An 18,660-nucleotide genomic window follows, 5' to 3' on the forward strand; every position below is an offset into this window, starting at 1 on the left:
GGACGCTGGTAACGTTCGGCGTGACCGCTGACCAGCCGGGTGCTGGCCGGCGGTACCCAAGACGTCCTTTAACGACCCGTCCCGTGAGGCGGGGAAGGGGGTCCGCTGTGGCCTACCCGTCGGCCACCCAATCATCGGCGACGATGCCACCGTCTGTTAAGAGCATCCTGACCAGCGCCGACATTCAACGCGTCGTCGACCGGATCGCCCATCAGGTGCTGGAAAAGACCAACGGGGCGCAACGCACCGTACTACTCGGAATTCCCACCCGGGGCGTGCCGCTCGCCCGTCGGCTCGCCGACCGGATCCGCACCTTCGAAGGGGTCGCCGTCCCGGTCGGTGTGCTCGACATCACCCTCTACCGGGACGATCTCCGGCTGAAGGCCACCCGCGCGGTCGGACCCACCGAGCTGCCCGCCGGTGGCATCGACGGCCAGCGGGTCATCCTGGTCGACGACGTCCTCTACTCGGGCCGGACCGTCCGGGCGGCGTTGGACGCGATCAGTGACCTCGGCCGGCCCAGCTCGGTGCAGCTGGCGGTGCTGGTCGACCGGGGCCACCGGGAGCTGCCGATCCGCGCCGACTACGTCGGCAAGAACATCCCCACCGCGCTCACCGAGAACGTCAAGGTGCTGCTCGCCGAGACCGACGGCTCCGACGAGGTACGGCTGTTCAGTTCCCCTGGCGCCGCCCACCCGGCGGACGGCCCGCAGCGGGAGAGGGACCAGCGATGATCAGGCACCTGCTGTCCGGCGCCGATCTGGACGCGACGGACGCCACCCGGATCCTGGACACCGCGGTCGAACTCGCCTCGCTGGCCGGCCGCGAGGTGAAGAAGCTGCCCACCCTCCGTGGGCGCACCGTGGTGAACCTGTTCTACGAAGACTCCACCCGGACCCGGATCTCGTTCGAGGCGGCCGCCAAGCGGCTCTCCGCCGACGTGATCAACTTCTCGGCCAAGGGATCCAGTGTCTCCAAGGGCGAGAGCCTCAAGGACACCGCGCTCACCCTGCAGGCGATGGGGGCCGACGCTGTGGTGATCCGCCACCCCGCCTCCGGTGCCCCGCACCGGCTGGCCAACTGGGTGGACGGGTCGGTGGTCAACGCTGGCGACGGCACCCACGAGCATCCCACCCAGGCACTGCTCGACGCGTACACCATGCGGGCCCGGCTGGGTCGGCTCGCCGGCCTGCACGTGGTGATCGTCGGCGACGTGCTGCACAGCCGGGTCGCCCGGTCCAACGTCCTGCTGCTGGCCACCCTCGGCGCCAAGGTGACCCTGGTCGGGCCGCCGCCGCTGATCCCGGTCGACATCGCCACCGCGCTCGCTCCCGGCGTCGGGGTCGGCTACGACCTCGACACCGTGCTGCCCACCGCCGACGTGGTGATGATGCTGCGGGTGCAGCACGAGCGGATGGCCGACTCCTACTTCCCGTCCGCCCGCGAGTACGCCCGCCGGTACGGCCTGGACGGGGCCCGGCTGCGCCGGCTGCCCGAGCACGCCATCGTGATGCACCCCGGACCGATGAACCGGGGCATGGAAATCTCCGCCGAGGTCGCCGACTCGCCCCGCTCAACGATCGTGGAACAGGTCGCCAACGGGGTAAGCGTCCGGATGGCCGTGCTCTACCTGCTGCTCGGCGGCCGCGGCTGATGCGGCGCATCGGTCACCCACATCCTCATCGGCACCACCGCCCCCAGGCGCACGACGAAAGGACCTCGCTGTGAGCGCGTACCTGATCAAGGGCGTCCGGGTCCTCGGCCGGGACCCCGTCGACCTGCTGCTGCGCGACGGCGTGGTCGCCGACGCCGGCTCCGGGCTGACCGCGCCGGATGCGCAGGTGCTCGACGCCGACGGCCTGATCGCCCTGCCCGGTCTGGTCGATCTGCACACCCACCTGCGTGAACCCGGCCGGGAGGACGCCGAGACGGTGGAGACCGGGTCGCGGGCCGCCGCGCTCGGCGGCTACACCGCCGTCTGCGCGATGGCGAACACCTCCCCGGTGGCCGACACCGCCGGCGTCGTCGAACAGGTCTGGCGGCTCGGCCGCCAGGCCGGGCTGGTCGACGTGCAGCCGATCGGTGCGGTCACCGTGGGCCTGGCCGGCGAACGCCTCGCCGAGCTCGGCGCGATGGCCGACTCCGCCGCCGCCGTGCGGATCTTCTCCGACGACGGGCACTGCGTCGCCGACCCCCGGCTGATGCGCCGCGCCCTGGAGTACGTCAAGGCGTTCGACGGCGTCGTCGCCCAGCACGCTGAGGAGCCCCGGCTGACCGAGGGCGCCCAGATGCACGAGGGCGAGGTCTCCACCCGGCTCGGTCTGACCGGCTGGCCGGCCGTCGCCGAGGAGGCGATCATCGCCCGCGACGCGCTGCTCGCCGAACACGTCGGCAGCCGACTGCACGTCTGCCACCTGTCCACCGCCGGCAGTGTGGAGATCGTCCGGCAGGCCAAGGCCCGTGGGGTCCGGATCACCGCAGAGGTCACCCCGCACCACCTACTGCTCACCCACGAGGCGCCGGTCAGCTACGACCCGGTCTTCAAGGTCAACCCGCCGCTGCGGACCGGCGAGGACGTCGCCGCGCTGCGCGCCGCGCTCGCCGAGGGCGTCATCGACATCGTCGCCACCGACCACGCTCCGCACGCGGTGGAGGACAAGGAGTGCGAATGGGCGTACGCCCGGCCCGGCATGCTCGGGTTGGAGACCGCCCTGTCCGTGGTGCTGCTCACGACCGCGTTGCACGACGACGACGGTGTACCAGACTGGGAGCTGATCGCCGAGCGGATGTCCCGGGCCCCGGCCCGGATCGCCGGGCTGACCGGGCACGGGCATGACCCCGCGCCGGGCGTTCCGGCGAACCTCACCCTGATCGACCCGGTCGCGAGCCGCACCGTCGACCCGGCCGAGTCGGCCAGCCGCAGCCGCAACACCCCGTACGCGCGGATGGTGCTGCCCGGCCAGGTGGTCGCCACCTTCCTGCGCGGCGACGCGACGGTGCTCGACGGAAAGGCCGTGCGATGAACGACACCACCAATACCACCGCGGCACCCCGTCGGCGGGTTCCGGCGCTGCTGGTGCTCGAGGACGGCCGGGTCTTTCCCGGCGAGAGCTACGGCGCGGTCGGGGAGACCTTCGGCGAGGCGGTGTTCACCACCGCGATGACCGGCTACCAGGAGACGCTGACCGATCCGTCCTATCACCGGCAGGTGGTGGTGCAGACCGCGCCGCACATCGGAAACACCGGGGTCAACGTCGACGACGACGAGTCGGACCGGATCCGGGTGGCCGGGTACGTGGTCCGCGACCCGGCCCGCCGCCCGTCGAACTGGCGGTCCACCGGTGACCTGGAGGACCGGCTCGTCGCCGAGGGTGTGGTCGGCATCTGCGGGGTGGACACCCGGGCGCTCACCCGCCACCTGCGTGACCGGGGGGTGATGCGGGTCGGCGTCTCCACGCTGACCGGCGACCCGCAGGAGCTGCTGGACCGGGTCCGGCAGACGCCGCAGATGGTCGGCGCGGACCTGTCCGCCGAGGTGACCACCGCCGAGCCCTACACGGTCACCGCCCAGGGCGAGCACCGTTACACGGTCGCCGCGCTGGACCTGGGCATCAAACGCAACGTGCCGCGCCGGCTGGCCCAGCGCGGGGTGACCACCCACGTGCTGCCGGCCACCTCGACGCTGGACGAGGTCCTGGCCACCGGGCCGGACGCGGTGTTCTTCTCACCCGGGCCGGGTGACCCGGCCACCGCACACCACGCGGTCGAGCTGGCCCGGCAGGTGATGGCCCGGCGTACGCCGCTGTTCGGTATCTGCTTCGGCTCGCAGATCCTCGGCCGGGCACTCGGCTTCGGCACCTACAAGCTCGGCTACGGCCACCGCGGCATCAACCAGCCGGTGCTCGACCGCACCACCGGCAAGGTCGAGGTGACCAGCCACAACCACGGGTTCGCCGTGGACGCCCCGCTGAATACGGTGATCGACACCGATTTCGGCGGCGTCGAGGTGAGCCACGTGTGCCTCAACGACGACGTGGTCGAGGGGCTGCGGGCCCGCGAGGTGCCGGCGTTCACCGTCCAGTACCACCCGGAAGCGGCGGCCGGCCCGCACGACGCGGACTACCTGTTCGACCGGTTCGTCGAGCTGATCGAGGGAAAACATGCCTAAGCGGACAGATCTGCAGCATGTCATGGTGATCGGCTCCGGGCCGATCATCATCGGCCAGGCCTGCGAGTTCGACTACTCCGGCACCCAGGCGTGCCGGGTGCTGCGCGCCGAAGGGCTGCGCGTTTCGCTGGTCAACTCCAACCCGGCGACCATCATGACCGACCCCGAGTTCGCCGACGCCACCTACGTCGAGCCGATCACGCCCGAGTTCGTCGAGCTGGTCATCGCCCGGGAGCGTCCCGACGCGCTGCTGCCCACGCTCGGCGGGCAGACCGCGTTGAACACCGCCGTCGCCCTGCACTCCGCCGGCGTGCTGCACAAGTACGGTGTGGAGCTGATCGGGGCCGACGTCGACGCGATCCGCCGCGGCGAGGACCGGCAGCTGTTCAAGGACATCGTCGCCGCCGCCGGTGGCGAGACCCCGCGCAGCCGGGTCTGCCACAGCATGGCCGAGGTGCACGACACCGTCGCCGAACTCGGGCTGCCGGTGGTGATCCGACCGTCGTTCACCATGGGCGGGCTCGGCTCGGGCATGGCGCACACCCCGGCGGACCTGGAGCGCATCGCCGGTGCCGGGCTGGCCGCCTCCCCGGTGCACGAGGTGCTCATCGAGGAGAGCGTCCTCGGCTGGAAGGAGTACGAGCTGGAGCTGATGCGCGACCGCAACGACAACGTGGTCGTGGTCTGCTCCATCGAGAACATCGACCCGATGGGGGTGCACACCGGCGACAGCGTCACCGTCGCCCCGGCGATGACCCTCACCGACCGCGAGTACCAGCAGATGCGCGACATGGGCATCGCGGTGCTGCGCGAGGTCGGCGTCGACACCGGCGGCTGCAACATCCAGTTCGCCGTGCACCCGACCACCGGCCGTCTCGTCGTCATCGAGATGAACCCCCGGGTGTCCCGCTCGTCGGCGCTGGCGTCCAAGGCGACCGGCTTCCCGATCGCCAAGATCGCCGCCAAGCTGGCGATCGGCTACACCCTCGACGAGATCCCCAACGACATCACCAAGCAGACCCCGGCGGCGTTCGAGCCGGTCCTCGACTACGTCGTGGTCAAGATCCCCCGGTTCGCGTTCGAGAAGTTCCCCGGCGCAGACCCGGAGCTGACCACCACGATGAAGTCGGTCGGCGAGGCGATGAGCCTGGGCCGCAACTTCACCGAGGCGCTCAACAAGGCGATGCGTTCGATGGAGACCAAGGCCGCCGGGTTCTGGACGGTGCCCGACCCGGCCGGGGCCACCGTCGAGTCCACCCTGGCCGAACTGGCTGTCCCGCACGACGGCCGGCTCTACACCGTCGAACGGGCGCTGCGGCTGGGCGCCACCGTCGCCCAGGTCGCCGAGGCGTCCGGCGGCATCGACCCCTGGTTCCTGGAGGAGATCGCCGGCCTGGTCGAGCTGCGTGGCGAGATCGAGGCCGCGCCGGTGCTCGACGCCGCGCTGCTGCGCCGGGCCAAGCGGGCCGGGCTGTCCGACCGGCAGGTGGCCGCGCTGCGTCCGGAGCTGGCCGGCGAGGACGGGGTACGGGCGTTGCGGCACCGGCTCGGTCTGCGCCCGGTCTACAAGACGGTCGACACCTGCGCCGCCGAGTTCGCCGCCCGTACGCCGTACCACTACTCCAGCTACGACGCGGAGAGCGAGGTCGCGCCGTCGGACCGACCGAAGGTGCTCATCCTCGGCTCCGGGCCGAACCGGATCGGCCAGGGCATCGAGTTCGACTACTCCTGCGTGCACGCGGTGATGGCGCTCGCCGAGTACGAGACCGTCATGGTCAACTGCAACCCGGAGACGGTCTCCACCGACTACGACACCGCCGACCGGCTGTACTTCGAACCGCTCACCTTCGAGGACGTGCTGGAGGTCTGGCAGGCCGAGGACGCCGCCGGCCGGGCCGCGGGCGGCCCCGGCGTGGTCGGGGTGATCGTCCAGCTCGGCGGGCAGACCCCGCTCGGGCTGGCACAGCGCCTCGCCGACGCCGGGGTGCCGATCGTCGGCACCCCACCGGAGTCGATCCACCTGGCCGAGGAGCGGGGCGCGTTCGGCCAGGTGCTGGCCCGCGCCGGGCTGCGCGCCCCGGCGCACGGCACTGCCGTGTCGTTCGAGCAGGCTAAGGCGATCGCCGACGAGATCGGCTACCCGGTGCTGGTCCGCCCGTCGTACGTGCTCGGCGGGCGCGGCATGGAGATCGTCTACGACGACGCGACGCTGCGCGACTACATCGGCCGGGCCACCGAGATCTCGCCGGAGCACCCGGTGCTGGTCGACCGGTTCCTCGACGACGCCATCGAGATCGACGTGGACGCGCTGTGCGACGCCACCGGCGAGGTCTACCTCGGTGGAGTGATGGAGCACATCGAGGAGGCCGGCATCCACTCCGGCGACTCGTCCTGCGCGTTGCCGCCGATCACCCTGGCCGCCCCGCACCTGGCCACCATCCGGCACTACACCGAGCAGATCGCCCGCGGCGTCGGGGTGCGCGGGCTGCTCAACGTGCAGTACGCGCTCAAGGACGACGTGCTGTACGTGCTGGAGGCCAATCCGCGCGCCTCGCGGACCGTGCCGTTCGTCTCCAAGGCCACCGCGGTGCCGCTGGCCAAGGCGGCGGCCCGGATCATGCTCGGCGCCACCGTCGCGCAGCTGCGCGACGAAGGCATGCTGCCGGCCACTGGCGACGGCGGCACGTTGCCCCCGGACGCGCCGATCGCGGTCAAGGAGGCGGTGCTGCCGTTCAAACGGTTCCGTACCCGCGCCGGCCACGGCGTCGACTCGCTGCTCGGCCCGGAGATGAAGTCGACCGGTGAGGTGATGGGGATCGACCCGGCGTACGGCAACGCCTTCGCCAAGTCGCAGGCTGCCGCGTACGGTTCCCTGCCGACCAGCGGAAAGATCTTCGTGTCGGTCGCCAACCGGGACAAACGCGCGATGATCTTCCCGGTGAAGCGGCTGGCCGATCTTGGGTTCGACATCGTGGCCACCGCCGGCACCGCCGAGGTGCTGCGCCGCCACGGCATCGCCTGCGAACTCACCCGCAAACACTGGGAGGAGTCCGGCGACGGGCAACCGGACGCGGTGACGTTGATCGCCTCCGGCGAGATCGCCCTGGTGATCAACACGCCGCAGGGCTCCGGTGCCAGCGCCCGCTCCGACGGGTACGAGATCCGCAGCGCGGCGGTCAACGCGGACACCCCGTGCGTGACCACCGTGCCCGGCGTCGCCGCCGCCGTGATGGGCATCGAGGCGCTGATCAACGGGGACATGGCGGTCCGGCCACTGCAGCAGTTGCACGCGGCGCTTCGCCCGGAGACAGCCGGCCGGCAGGCCGCCCGGTGACCCGCTCCGGCGGGTACCGGCTGGCCCGGTCGGCGTTGTTCCGGCTCGGCGGCGGCGACGCCGAGACCGCCCACGAATGGACGCTGCGTCGGCTGGCCGCCCTGTCCCGCAGCCGGGTGGCGCTGGCCGCGTTGCGCACCCGGTACGCGGTGGCCGCGCCGCGTACCGTCTTCGGGGTCGACTTCCCCAACCCGGTCGGCCTGGCCGCCGGGATGGACAAGGACGGCCTGGCGCTGCTCGCCTGGCCGGCGCTGGGCTTCGGCTTCGTCGAGGTCGGTACGGTCACCGCGCGTCCCCAGCCGGGCAACCCCCGACCCCGGCTGTTTCGGTTGCCGACCAGCGAGGCGGTGATCAACCGGATGGGGTTCAACAACGCCGGCGCCGAGGCGCTCGCCGACCGGCTCGCGGTGCTCGGCCGGCTGGACGAGCGGGCCGGGTTCGGCCGATCGCATCCGGCGCACGCCGACCGCCCGGTGCCGTTGGGCATCTCGCTCGGCAAGTCGAAGGTCGTGCCGATCGAGGAGGCGGTCGACGACTATCTGTCGGCGTACAAGGCACTCAGCGGCTACGGCCAGTACTTCGTGATCAATGTCTCCTCGCCGAACACCCCGGGACTGCGGCAGCTGCAGGACCGTGAGTACCTCGACACCCTGCTGGCCGCGCTGGTGGGGGAGCGGCCGATCCTGGTCAAGATCGCGCCGGACCTGGCCGAGCCGGCCATCGCCGAACTGCTGGAGGTCTGTCTGGCCCGGGGCGCGGCCGGGGTGATCGCCACCAACACCACCCTGTCCCGATCCGGCCTGGCCGCCGCCGACGCCGGTCAGGCGGAGCAGGCCGGCGGGCTGTCCGGCCGTCCGTTGACCGGCCGGGCCCGCGAGGTGGTCTCCTTCGTCCATCGGGAGACCGACGGCGCGTTGCCGGTCATCGGGGTCGGCGGCATTCTCGACCCGGACGACGCGGCCCGGATGTTCGACGCCGGTGCCAGCCTGGTCCAGCTCTACACCGGCTTCATCTACCGGGGTCCGGGGCTGGTCCGGGCGATCGCCCGGCAGGCCCGGGGCCGATGAGCGCACCGCGCCCGGCGGGCCCGGGGCCGACGAGCGCACCGCTGCCGGTGCCCGGCGACAGCCACCGCGCCGATCGGTTGCGGGAGCTGGACCGTCGGCACGTCTGGCATCCGTACGCCGCGCTGCCCCCGGCCATGGCGCCTCTGCTGGTCGACAGCGCCGCCGGGGTCCGGCTGCGGCTGGCCGACGGGCGGGAACTGGTCGACGGCATGTCGTCGTGGTGGGCCGCCGTGCACGGCTACCGGCACCCGGTGCTGGACGCGGCCGTCACCGACCAACTGGGTCGGATGGCGCACGTGATGTTCGGCGGGCTCACCCACGAGCCGGCGGTACGCCTCGCGCAGACCCTGGTGGAGATCACCCCGCCGGGCCTGGAGCACGTCTTTCTCTGTGACTCGGGCTCGGTGAGCGTCGAGGTCGCGATCAAGATGGGCCTGCAGTACCAGCTGGGCCGGGGCCGGCCCGGGCGGCGCAAGTTGGCCACCTGGCGCGGCGGCTACCACGGGGACACCTTCCACCCGATGAGCGTCTGCGATCCAGAGGGCGGGATGCACCACCTGTGGCGCGGAGTGCTGCCGGCGCAGGTGTTCGTGTCCGCCCCGCCGGGCGACTTCGCGGCGGCGCCGGACGAGAGCTACCTCGCCGAACTGGTCGACGCGGTGGCCCGGCACGCGGACGAGATCGCCGCGGTGATCGTCGAGCCGGTGGTGCAGGGCACCGGCGGCATGCGGTTCCACCATCCGGCGTACCTGCGCGCCCTGCGCGAGGCGACCGCCGCGCACGACGTACTGCTGATCTTCGACGAGATCGCCACCGGGTTCGGCCGGACCGGCGCGTTCTTCGCCGCCGAGCACGCCGGGGTGACACCGGACGTGCTCTGCCTGGGCAAGGCGTTGACCGGTGGCTACCTCACGCTGGCGGCCGCGCTGTGCACCCCGGAGGTGGCCGTCGGGATCTCCGCCGGCGGGGTCCTCGCCCACGGGCCGACCTTCATGGGCAACCCGTTGGCCTGCGCGGTCGCCAACGCCTCGATCGGACTGCTGCGCGCCGCCGCGCCGGCGGCCGGGGCCGAGCCGGTTGCGGCCACCGGTCCGGCGCCGGCTGGGGTCGTCCCGGCCTGGCAGGTCGCCGTACGGCGGATCGAGGCCGGGCTGCGCGACGGCCTGGCACCGGTCGCGACGCTGCCCGGCGTGCGCGACGTCCGGGTGCTCGGCGCGATCGGGGTGGTCCAGTTGGACCGGCCGGTCGACCTGGCGGCGGCGACTGCGGCGGCGGTGGACGCCGGGGTGTGGCTGCGGCCGTTCCGGGACCTGATCTACACCATGCCGCCCTATCCGGCGGACGACGACGACGTCGCGCGGATCGCCCGCGCGATGGCGGCTGCGGCCGTCGCGGTACCGCGCTGAGGTCCGCCCGGCGGTACCGCCGAGGGAGGGAGAGCCGATGGAGACCTTTGGTCAGCGACTGCACCGGGCCGTCACCGTCCGGGGCCCGCTGTGCGTGGGCGTCGACCCGCATCCGGAGCTGTTGACCCGGTGGGGGCTGCCGGGCGACGTCGACGGGCTGGCCCGGTTCGCCGCGACGGCGGTCGACGCGCTCGGCGACGTGGTTGCGGTGGTAAAGCCTCAATCGGCGTTCTTCGAACGTTTCGGGTCCGCCGGCATCGGTGTCCTAGAGTCAACTATCCGACAGTTTCGCGAGGCCGGGGCCCTCGTCCTGCTCGACGTGAAGCGCGGCGACATCGGTTCGACGGCCGCCGCGTACGCCTCCGCCTACCTCGATCCGGCGAGTCCGTTGGCGGTCGACGCGGTCACTGCCAGCCCGTATCTGGGCGTCGGCGCGCTCGCTCCGATGTTCGATCTCGCCGGCCGGCACGGCGGCGGCGTCTTCGTGCTCGCGCTGACCTCGAATCCTGAGGGGCGGGCCGTGCAGCACGCCCGGGTGTCCGATGGACGCACCGTCGCGCAGACGGTGATCGATGAGATTTCGCAGCTCAACGTGGGTGCGGAGCCGATTGGCAGTTTCGGTCTGGTGGTCGGTGCGACCGTTGGTGACACCGGCCATGAACTGTCGCATGTCAATGGCCCAATGCTTGCCCCCGGGCTGGGTGCGCAAGGTGGACGGCCCGAGGACCTGCGGACAGTGTTCGGGCAAGCGCTTTCCGCAGTCCTTCCGTCGTACTCCCGCGAGGTGCTGAACGCCGGCCCGGATCCGTCGGCGTTGCGGGCCGCAGCCGAACAGACGCTTGTTAAGTGTCGGGAGGCTCTCGGGGTTCCGATCTGAGTGAGCGATCGATCACCCCCGCGTGATCGTGGTGCGGCCACGTTGCCGAAAACGTCGCTGACCGCTAGTTTTCCCCGCGCTGGGAACCACATGCCCCTTTGGTTCCCGGCCACACCACGTTTCACAGAGCGGCGGTGCGATCCGCCCGTCGCGATAGGGACCTGAGGAGAACTGGTGCCGCTCCCGTCACTGACCCCCGAACAGCGCGCAGCCGCGCTGGAGAAGGCCGCGGAGATCCGTAAGGCCCGTGCTGAGTTGAAGGAGCAACTCAAGCAGGGCAAGACCACCCTCGCCGCCGTGCTCGACCGGGCGGAGTCCGACGACGTTGTCGGCAAGCTGAAGGTTTCCGCCGTGCTGCAGGCGATGCCGGGCATCGGCAAGATCCGGGCGACCCAGATCATGGAGAAGCTCAAGATCGCCGACAGCCGTCGCCTCCGTGGCCTCGGCGACCAGCAGCGCAAGGCCCTGCTCGGGGAGTTCGCCGCGAACTGATTCGCGGCAGGGTGTAGAAACAAGCAGTGACCATGTATGACGACGCGCGCCCGGCAGCTCGGCTCACGGTCCTCTCCGGCCCCTCCGGGGTCGGCAAGGACAGCGTGATCGAGCTGATCCGGGCGCGCTCGCCCTGGATCTGGCTGTCCGTCTCGGTGACCACCCGCCCGATGCGGGACTACGAGGTCGACGGCGTCCACTACTACTTCGTCGACCGACCCGAGTTCGAGCGGATGGCTGCCACCGGGCAGCTGCTGGAGTGGGCCGAGTTCGCCGGCAACCTCTACGGCACTCCGCGCTCGGCGGTCGAGCAACGACTACGCGCCGGCGAGCCGGTGCTGCTGAAGATCGACCTGCAGGGTGCCCGGCAGGTTCGGGCGGCGATGCCCGAGGCCCAGCTGGTCTTCCTCGCGCCACCCAGCGTCGAGGAGCTGAAACGGCGCCTTGTCGGTCGGGGGACCGACGACGAGGAGACGATCCGTCGCCGGCTGGAGCACGCCGACGAGGAGCTGGCCGCCGAGCGGGAGTTCGACGTCACGGTGGTGAACGACGAGGTCCAGCGAGCCGCAACCGAGCTGGTAGGATTGCTCGGTTCGTCATTATTGACCGACGCCCAGTCACACCGCCCGGCCTGACAGCGCCCAGCGACTGACAGCACCCAGCGACAGAGCCCGACGACACAGAGGTTGCATCCCGTGGGATCCATTGCCAGCCCGGAAGGCATCACCAACCCGCCCATCGACGAGCTGCTGGAGAAGACCTCGTCGAAGTACGCCCTGGTGATCTTCGCCGCCAAGCGTGCCCGCCAGGTCAACGCGTACTACAGCCAGCTCGGTGAGGGCCTGCTGGAGTACGTCGGACCGCTGGTGGAGACCACGCCGCAGGAGAAGCCGCTCTCCATCGCCATGCGAGAGATCAACTCCAACCTGCTCACCGCCGAGCCCACCGACCAGCCCTGAGCGCCGGTACGCCGGCCCGCGTTCCGCCCCGGGTCGTTCTCGGCGTCGGTGGCGGGATCGCCGCGTACAAGGCGTGTGAGCTGCTCCGACTGCTGACCGAGTCGGGCCACCAGGTCAAGGTGGTGCCGACTGCGGCCGCGTTGCGGTTCGTCGGCGCGCCGACCTGGTCGGCGCTGTCCGGGCAGCCGGTCGCCGATGACGTCTTCAACGACGTCCACGACGTGCCGCACGTGCGGCTCGGCCAGCAGGCCGACTTGGTGCTGGTCGCCCCGGCCACAGCGGACCTGATCGCCCGGGCCGCGCACGGGCTCGCCGACGACCTGCTCACCAACACTCTGCTGACCGCCCGGTGCCCGGTGCTGCTCGCCCCGGCGATGCACACCGAGATGTGGGAGCATCCGGCCACCGCCGACAACGTCGCGCTGCTACGCCGTCGCGGTGTGTTGGTCATCGAGCCGGCGACCGGCCGGCTGACCGGTTCCGACTCCGGCAAGGGCCGGCTGCCCGACCCCGGGGAGATATTCGCCGTCGCCCGTCGGGTCCTGGCCCGGTCCGTCGACCTGGCCGCCGGCCCCGTCGGCGCCGATCTCACCGGCCGACGGGTGGTGGTCACCGCCGGCGGCACCCGCGAACCGCTCGACCCGGTGCGGTTCCTCGGCAACCGGTCGTCCGGCAAGCAGGGGTACGCCTTCGCCCGTACCGCCGTCGCCCGTGGCGCGCAGGTGACGGTGGTCGCGGCGAACGTGTCGCTGCCCGATCCGGCCGGTGTCCGGCTGATCCGGGTGGGCAGCACCGAGGAGCTGCGGGTCGCCACGCTCGCCGCGGCGGCCGAAGCCGACGTGGTCGTGATGGCGGCGGCGCCAGCCGACTTCCGGCCGGCGAGCTACGTACCCACGAAGATCAAGAAAGACGACGGCGGGCGACCGCCAGTGATCGAACTGGTCACCAACCCGGACATCGCAGCCGAACTCGGCGCGGCAAAGCGACCCGGACAGCTCCTCGTCGCGTTCGCCGCGGAGACCGGTGACCTGCTGACCAACGCCCGGGCGAAGCTGGCGCGCAAGAACGCGGACCTGATCGTCGCCAACCAGGTGGGTGTCGACCGGGTGTTCGGCGCGGACGCCAACTCGGCCACAGTGCTCGACGCCGACGGTCCGGTCGCGGTGCTCGACGAACGCGGCAAGGAGCAGCTCGCCGACGACATATGGGATCTGGTAGTCGCCCGACTGTCGCAGTGAGCTTCGCTACGTCGTTCGGCGCACCGCCGGATTCCTTGGTCGGCACGGCGCCAGACCCCAACGTGGATGACTAGACTGCCGGGAACCATTGCTTTCGGATTCAAGGAGTACCGTGGCACGCCGTCTCTTCACCTCCGAGTCTGTCACGGAGGGCCACCCGGACAAGATCGCCGACCAGATCAGCGACGGGATCCTCGACGCGTTGCTGGCCCAGGACCCCCGGTCCCGGGTCGCGGTCGAGACCCTGATCACCACCGGCCAGGTGCACGTCGCCGGGGAGGTCACCACCCAGGCGTACGCGGACATTCCGGCCATCGTTCGCGAGACGATCCTCGCGATCGGCTATGACTCCTCCAAGAAAGGGTTCGACGGCGCGTCCTGCGGCGTGAGCGTGTCGATCGGCGCACAGTCGCCGGACATCGCCCAGGGCGTCGACACCGCCATCGAGCGCCGGGTCGGCGAGTCGGCCGACGACACGCTTGACGCCCAGGGCGCCGGCGACCAGGGCATGATGTTCGGGTTCGCCTGCTCGGAGACGCCGGAGCTGATGCCGCTGCCGATCGCGTTGGCGCACCGGTTGGCGAGGCGGCTGTCCGCGACCCGCAAGGACGGCACCATCCCGTACCTGCGGCCGGACGGCAAGACCCAGGTCACCGTCGAGTACGACGGGCTGCGGCCGGTGCGGCTGGACACCGTGGTCGTCTCCAGCCAGCACGCCGCCGACATCTCGCTGGAGTCACTGCTCACCCCGGACGTCCGCGAGCACGTGATCGCCCCCGAGCTGGAGGGCCTCGGTCTGGACACCGAGGGCTACCGGCTGCTGGTCAACCCGACCGGGCGCTTCGAGATCGGCGGACCGATGGGCGACGCCGGCCTGACCGGCCGGAAGATCATCGTGGACACCTACGGTGGGTACGCCCGGCACGGTGGCGGCGCGTTCTCCGGTAAGGACCCGTCGAAGGTGGACCGTTCGGCGGCGTACGCGATGCGCTGGGTGGCCAAGAACGTGGTGGCGGCAGGGCTGGCGGAGCGGTGCGAGGCGCAGGTCGCGTACGCGATCGGCAAGGCCCACCCGGTGAGCCTGTTCGTGGAGACGTTCGGCACCGAGAACGTGCCGGTGGACCGGATCGAACGGGCGATCGGCGAGGTGTTCGACCTGCGGCCGGCCGCGATCATCCGGGACCTGGACCTGCTGCGGCCGATCTACCGGCCGACCGCCGCGTACGGCCACTTCGGTCGGGAGCTGCCGGAGTTCGCCTGGGAACGCACCGACCGGGCCGCTGACCTGAAGTCCGCCGCCGGAGCCTGACCCACCGCCGCTGACCATACCGCCGGGGGTGGCGGGTCGCCGGCCACCCCGGCGGCCGGGCAGGATGGCCCGGTGAGCACCCGAGCGGGACACGACCGGCAGCCGGCCGACCGGCTGCCGGTCGCGCGTATCTGCGTCGACGTGCCGCTGCCGCACCTGGACCGGCCGTTCGACTACCTGGTCCCGGCGGAGCTCGACGACGGCGTGCAGCCGGGCACCCGGGTCCGGGTCCGGTTCGCCGGCCAACTGGTGGCCGGGTGGGTGCTGGACCGGGTGGCCGCCTCCGGCCACGACGGCAAGCTCGCCTTCCTCGACAAGCTGGTCTCGCCGGAACGGGTACTCAGCGCCGAGATCGCCGCTCTGGCCCGCACCGTCGCCGACCGGTACGCCGGGCACCTGGCCGACGTGCTGCGGCTGGCCGTGCCGCCGAGACACGCCCGCGTCGAGCAGGAGCCCGGCGAACCCGAGCCCGGTCCCGCCGCCGTGCCACCGGCTGCTGCGCCACCCGACGCCGTGTCGACCGCCGCCGACGGATGGGCGGCGTACCCGTCCGGACCCGCGTTCCTACGTGCCGTCGCCGACGGCCGGCCGGCCCGCGCCGTCTGGGCGCCGCTGCCTGGCGAGGACTGGCCGGCCCGGTACGCCGAGGCGATCGCCGCCACCGTAGGGGCCGGCCGGGGCGCGGTCGCGGTGCTACCGGACGGACGCGACGTCGACCGGCTCGACGCGGCCCTGCGCCGGGTCCTCGGTGCCGGTCGGCACGTGGTGCTCACTGCGGCGCTCGGCCCGGCCCGGCGCTACCGGGCGTTTCTCGCGGCGAGACGCGGCCTGGTCAAGGTGGTCGTCGGCACCCGGGCCGCGATGTTCGCCCCGGTCGCCGATCTGGGCCTGGTCGCCATCTGGGACGACGGCGACGACGTGCATGCCGAACCGCGTGCGCCCTACCCGCACGCCCGCGAGGTACTGCTCACCCGGGCACAGCTGGGCGGGGTCGCGGCGCTGCTCGGCGGCTTCGCCCGCTCCGGCGAGGCGCAGCAGCTGGTCGAGACCGGCTGGGCCAGGGAAATCATCGCCGCCCGGGCGACCGTCCGGCGACATGCCCCACGGGTCACCCCGGCCGGCGACGATGCCCAGCTGGCCCGCGACGCCGGTGCCGCCACCGCCCGGCTGCCCAGCCTGGCTTTCGCCACCGCGCGTACGGCGTTGCAGGCCGGGATGCCGGTGCTGGTGCAGGTGCCCCGGCGCGGCTACCTGCCGGCGGTGTCCTGCGCGGACTGCCGGACCCCGGCCCGCTGCCAGCACTGCGCCGGCCCGCTGGCCCTGCCGGCGGCGACCGCCACCGCACAGTGCCGCTGGTGCGGCCGGCCGGCCGCCGGATACGCCTGCCCGCACTGCCACGGGCGGCGGCTACGGGCGGCGGTCACCGGTGCCCGGCGTACCGCCGAAGAGCTGGGCCGGGCGTTCCCCGGCACCACGGTGCGGACCTCCGGCCGCGACGAGGTGCTCACCTCGGTGCCGGCCGAACCGGCGGTGGTGGTGGCCACCCCGGGGGCCGAGCCGGTGGCCGTCGGTGGGTACGGCGCCGTACTGCTGCTGGACACCTGGGCGTTGCTGACCCGGGCCGACCTGCGTGCGGCGGAGGAGGCGCTGCGCCGCTGGCTGTCCGCCGCCGCGCTGGCCCGGCCGGCGGCCGACGGCGGCCAGGTGGTGGTGGTCGCCGACGGTGGGCTCGCCCCGGTGCAGGCACTGCTGCGTTGGGATCCCGGCTGGTTCGCCGCCCGCGAGTTGGCCGACCGGCGCGAGCTGGGTTTCCCGCCGGCGGCCCGGATGGCCAGCGTGACCGGCCCCGCCGAGGCGGTGGCCGAACTGCTGGCCGCGTTGCGGATGCCGGACAGCGCCGAACTGCTCGGTCCGGTGCCGGCGGCCGAGGGCCAGGAACGGATGCTGATCCGGGTCCGCCGGTCGCAGGCGGCCGAACTGGCCCGGCAGCTGCGGGTGGCGGCCGGCACCCGTACCGCCCGCCGCGCCGGCCAGCCGGTACGCATCCAGATCGACCCGCTCGACCTGCTCTAGCCCCAACGCCGCTCGGCCCTGGCACAGGGTCACCGGAGAGTGAGCGCACCGTTGGCTCCCCAGGGTCGGGGGTGCCGCTTGGGCCTGATGCCACAGGTGCATCAAGATGCACCTGTGGCATCACGTTCGCGGAGGCACCTTGGGCTCCGGGAGCCACACAGTGGTCCCCCCTTCCGGGGCCGTGTGACACCTCGGTGCTGACGGTGGGCTCAGCTGAGCCGGAAGGCCGACTGCGCGCCGGCGGCGGGACCGATGGTCAGTTGCCCGTCCTCGTGGCGTACGAAGGCCGACGGGACCCCGGCGAGGCGTAGCGAGACGCGTCCGTTCACCCGGTCGATCCGGTGGAAGCTCGCCTGGGCGGCGAACTCGGTGTCGTCGGCGGCCGGGTCGAGGCGTACCGTGCCGTCGACCGCCCGCAGGTAATGTCCGGGCAGGTCGACCGACTGGATCGACACGGTGTCCGCCCCGGCCAGCCCGGCACCGATGCGGAACTGGGTGTCGGCCAGCCGCTGGGAGTCGGTGTCGACCAGCACGGTCGCGTCGACGTGGCGGACGAAGGCGTCGCGGCTGGCGTCGGCTGGGGAGAGCCGCACGATCGGCCCGCCCTCGCCGACCGGGATGCCGAACAGCGGGTTGCCGTCGGCGTCCCAGTAGAGCTTTTGCACCCGGGCGTGCCGGTTCGGGTCGTACAGTGGGTCGCCGGTGATGTCCCGATAGTCACGAGCGTGGTAGACCAGCACGGTGGTCTTGCCGTCCTCGGCGACGGTGAACGAGTTGTGTCCGGGGCCGTACCGGCTGGTCTGTTCGTTGGTGACGAAGACCGGGTCGGGGGTCTTCGTCCAGGAGCGGTGGTCGAGCAGGTCGGCGCTGGCGTCGGCGGTGAGCAGGCCCATGCAGTAACGGGAGTCGGTAGCGCTGGCCGAGAAGGTCATGAACACCCGTCCGTTGCGGACGATCACTGCCGCGCCCTCGTTGACCGCGTAGCCCTGCACCTCCCATGGGCGGGTCGGGGTGGCGATGCGCACCGGCTTGGTCTTCAGCGTCCACGGGTTGGCCAGCTCGGCGATGTAGAGGCTGGAGTTGACCGCGATCTCCGGCTCGCCCTGGGCCCAGACCAGGTAGCGCCGGCCGTGATGGTGGAACGTCGTGGCGTCCAGGGCGAAGCTGTCCCACTCGGTGACGATCTGACCGCGCAGCTGCCAGCCGGCCGGGTCCCGGGGGTCGTCCAGTGGGGACTCCAGCACGTACATCCGGATCCGGAACACGTTGTCGGAGTCGCCGGCGGCGAAGTAGACGTACCACTTGCCGTCGATGCGGTGCAGCTCCGGTGCCCAGATGTGGCCGCCCATCCGGCCGCTGGCCGGCCGTCGCCAGATCACCGTCTCGGTCGCCGTGGCCAGCCCGGCGATGGTGGGCGCGCCGCGCACCACGATCCGGTCGTACTCGGGCACCGAGCCGGTGAAGTAGTACATGCCGCCGACCGGGTAGGTGACGAACGGGTCAGCACGCTGGTCGACGAGCGGGTCGATCGTCGGTACGCCGTAGACCTGCGCGTCGGTGGGTGCGCCGACCGGGCCGGGGGTGTTGCCGGCGGTCGGTGCGGCGGCGGCCGGGTCCGGCCTCCCGGCACCGACCGCCAGCCCACCGGCCAGACCGGTCAGGCCGGCAGCGGCGAAGCCCAGGCCGCCGTGCAGCAGGGCGCGCCGGTTCACCTCGTACGTCATAGGGGCCACCTCA

15 protein-coding genes are annotated in these 18,660 nt (G+C 72.2%); 14 read left to right on the forward strand and 1 reads right to left on the reverse strand.

The window, feature by feature from the left end; translation table 11 throughout:
* Positions 1-107 precede the first annotated feature (107 nt).
* The 14 genes from pyrR (at position 108) to O7629_RS09370 (ending at position 16,923) form a co-directional block, all read left to right on the forward strand.
* Positions 108-734 carry a bifunctional pyr operon transcriptional regulator/uracil phosphoribosyltransferase PyrR gene (gene pyrR / locus O7629_RS09305; protein ID WP_278168666.1) on the forward strand — a complete coding sequence of 209 codons (627 nt, stop codon included), beginning with the start codon at positions 108-110 and terminating at the stop codon, positions 732-734.
* On the forward strand, positions 731-1,654 hold the full coding sequence (locus O7629_RS09310; protein WP_278168667.1) for an aspartate carbamoyltransferase catalytic subunit: 924 nt from the start codon (positions 731-733) through the stop codon (positions 1,652-1,654). Before pyrR ends, O7629_RS09310 begins: the two co-directional genes overlap by 4 nt.
* Positions 1,655-1,724: 70 nt before the next feature.
* Positions 1,725-3,023 carry a dihydroorotase gene (locus O7629_RS09315; RefSeq protein ID WP_278168668.1) on the forward strand — a complete coding sequence of 433 codons (1,299 nt, stop codon included), beginning with the start codon at positions 1,725-1,727 and terminating at the stop codon, positions 3,021-3,023.
* On the forward strand, positions 3,020-4,168 hold the full coding sequence (carA, locus tag O7629_RS09320) for a glutamine-hydrolyzing carbamoyl-phosphate synthase small subunit (protein ID WP_278168669.1): 1,149 nt from the start codon (positions 3,020-3,022) through the stop codon (positions 4,166-4,168). The genes O7629_RS09315 and carA overlap by 4 nt, the downstream gene beginning before the upstream one ends.
* Positions 4,161-7,502, forward strand: a complete 3,342-nt coding sequence (carB, locus tag O7629_RS09325; protein WP_278168670.1) for a carbamoyl-phosphate synthase large subunit — start codon at positions 4,161-4,163, stop codon at positions 7,500-7,502. The genes carA and carB overlap by 8 nt, the downstream gene beginning before the upstream one ends.
* Positions 7,499-8,569, forward strand: coding sequence for a quinone-dependent dihydroorotate dehydrogenase (locus O7629_RS09330; RefSeq protein ID WP_278168672.1), 1,071 nt, complete (start codon positions 7,499-7,501; stop codon positions 8,567-8,569). Before carB ends, O7629_RS09330 begins: the two co-directional genes overlap by 4 nt.
* Positions 8,566-9,975: an adenosylmethionine--8-amino-7-oxononanoate transaminase gene (gene bioA, locus O7629_RS09335; protein WP_278168674.1), complete on the forward strand. Its 1,410-nt coding sequence runs from the start codon at positions 8,566-8,568 to the stop codon at positions 9,973-9,975. Before O7629_RS09330 ends, bioA begins: the two co-directional genes overlap by 4 nt.
* Positions 9,976-10,012: 37 nt before the next feature.
* A complete protein-coding gene (pyrF, locus tag O7629_RS09340; RefSeq protein WP_278168675.1) occupies positions 10,013-10,852 on the forward strand; it encodes an orotidine-5'-phosphate decarboxylase in 840 nt (279 codons plus the stop codon).
* 174 nt (positions 10,853-11,026) lie between these two features.
* Positions 11,027-11,344: an integration host factor, actinobacterial type gene (gene mihF / locus O7629_RS09345; RefSeq protein WP_123601181.1), complete on the forward strand. Its 318-nt coding sequence runs from the start codon at positions 11,027-11,029 to the stop codon at positions 11,342-11,344.
* A 32-nt stretch (positions 11,345-11,376) separates the two neighbouring features.
* Positions 11,377-11,979 carry a guanylate kinase gene (gene gmk, locus O7629_RS09350; RefSeq protein WP_278174471.1) on the forward strand — a complete coding sequence of 201 codons (603 nt, stop codon included), beginning with the start codon at positions 11,377-11,379 and terminating at the stop codon, positions 11,977-11,979.
* A 60-nt stretch (positions 11,980-12,039) separates the two neighbouring features.
* The gene (gene rpoZ / locus O7629_RS09355) at positions 12,040-12,303 is read left to right on the forward strand and encodes a DNA-directed RNA polymerase subunit omega (protein ID WP_123601182.1); all 264 of its coding nucleotides are present in this window, start codon (positions 12,040-12,042) and stop codon (positions 12,301-12,303) included.
* Positions 12,300-13,541, forward strand: a complete 1,242-nt coding sequence (gene coaBC, locus O7629_RS09360; protein ID WP_278174472.1) for a bifunctional phosphopantothenoylcysteine decarboxylase/phosphopantothenate--cysteine ligase CoaBC — start codon at positions 12,300-12,302, stop codon at positions 13,539-13,541. Before rpoZ ends, coaBC begins: the two co-directional genes overlap by 4 nt.
* Positions 13,542-13,653: 112 nt before the next feature.
* A complete protein-coding gene (metK, locus tag O7629_RS09365; protein ID WP_278168678.1) occupies positions 13,654-14,850 on the forward strand; it encodes a methionine adenosyltransferase in 1,197 nt (398 codons plus the stop codon).
* 72 nt (positions 14,851-14,922) lie between these two features.
* Entirely contained in the window at positions 14,923-16,923 is a 2,001-nt protein-coding gene (locus O7629_RS09370; protein WP_278168679.1) for a primosomal protein N', read from the forward strand.
* A 209-nt stretch (positions 16,924-17,132) separates the two neighbouring features.
* On the opposite strand, the gene O7629_RS09375 is transcribed toward O7629_RS09370, so the two are convergent.
* A complete protein-coding gene (locus O7629_RS09375; protein ID WP_278168680.1) occupies positions 17,133-18,647 on the reverse strand; it encodes a family 43 glycosylhydrolase in 1,515 nt (504 codons plus the stop codon).
* Positions 18,648-18,660 lie beyond the last annotated feature (13 nt).

Source organism: Solwaraspora sp. WMMD792, assembly GCF_029626105.1.
Taxonomy (GTDB): Bacteria; Actinomycetota; Actinomycetes; order Mycobacteriales; family Micromonosporaceae; genus Micromonospora_E.

Coding starts and splice junctions, on each gene's coding strand:
- O7629_RS09310 (WP_278168667.1), top strand. CDS start 731: ATGATCAGGCACCTGCTGTCCGGCGCCGATCTGGACGCGACGGACGCC.
- carA (WP_278168669.1), top strand. CDS start 3,020: ATGAACGACACCACCAATACCACCGCGGCACCCCGTCGGCGGGTTCCG.
- carB (WP_278168670.1), top strand. CDS start 4,161: ATGCCTAAGCGGACAGATCTGCAGCATGTCATGGTGATCGGCTCCGGG.
- bioA (WP_278168674.1), top strand. CDS start 8,566: ATGAGCGCACCGCGCCCGGCGGGCCCGGGGCCGACGAGCGCACCGCTG.
- pyrF (WP_278168675.1), top strand. CDS start 10,013: ATGGAGACCTTTGGTCAGCGACTGCACCGGGCCGTCACCGTCCGGGGC.
- gmk (WP_278174471.1), top strand. CDS start 11,377: ATGTATGACGACGCGCGCCCGGCAGCTCGGCTCACGGTCCTCTCCGGC.
- O7629_RS09375 (WP_278168680.1), bottom strand. CDS start 18,647: ATGACGTACGAGGTGAACCGGCGCGCCCTGCTGCACGGCGGCCTGGGC.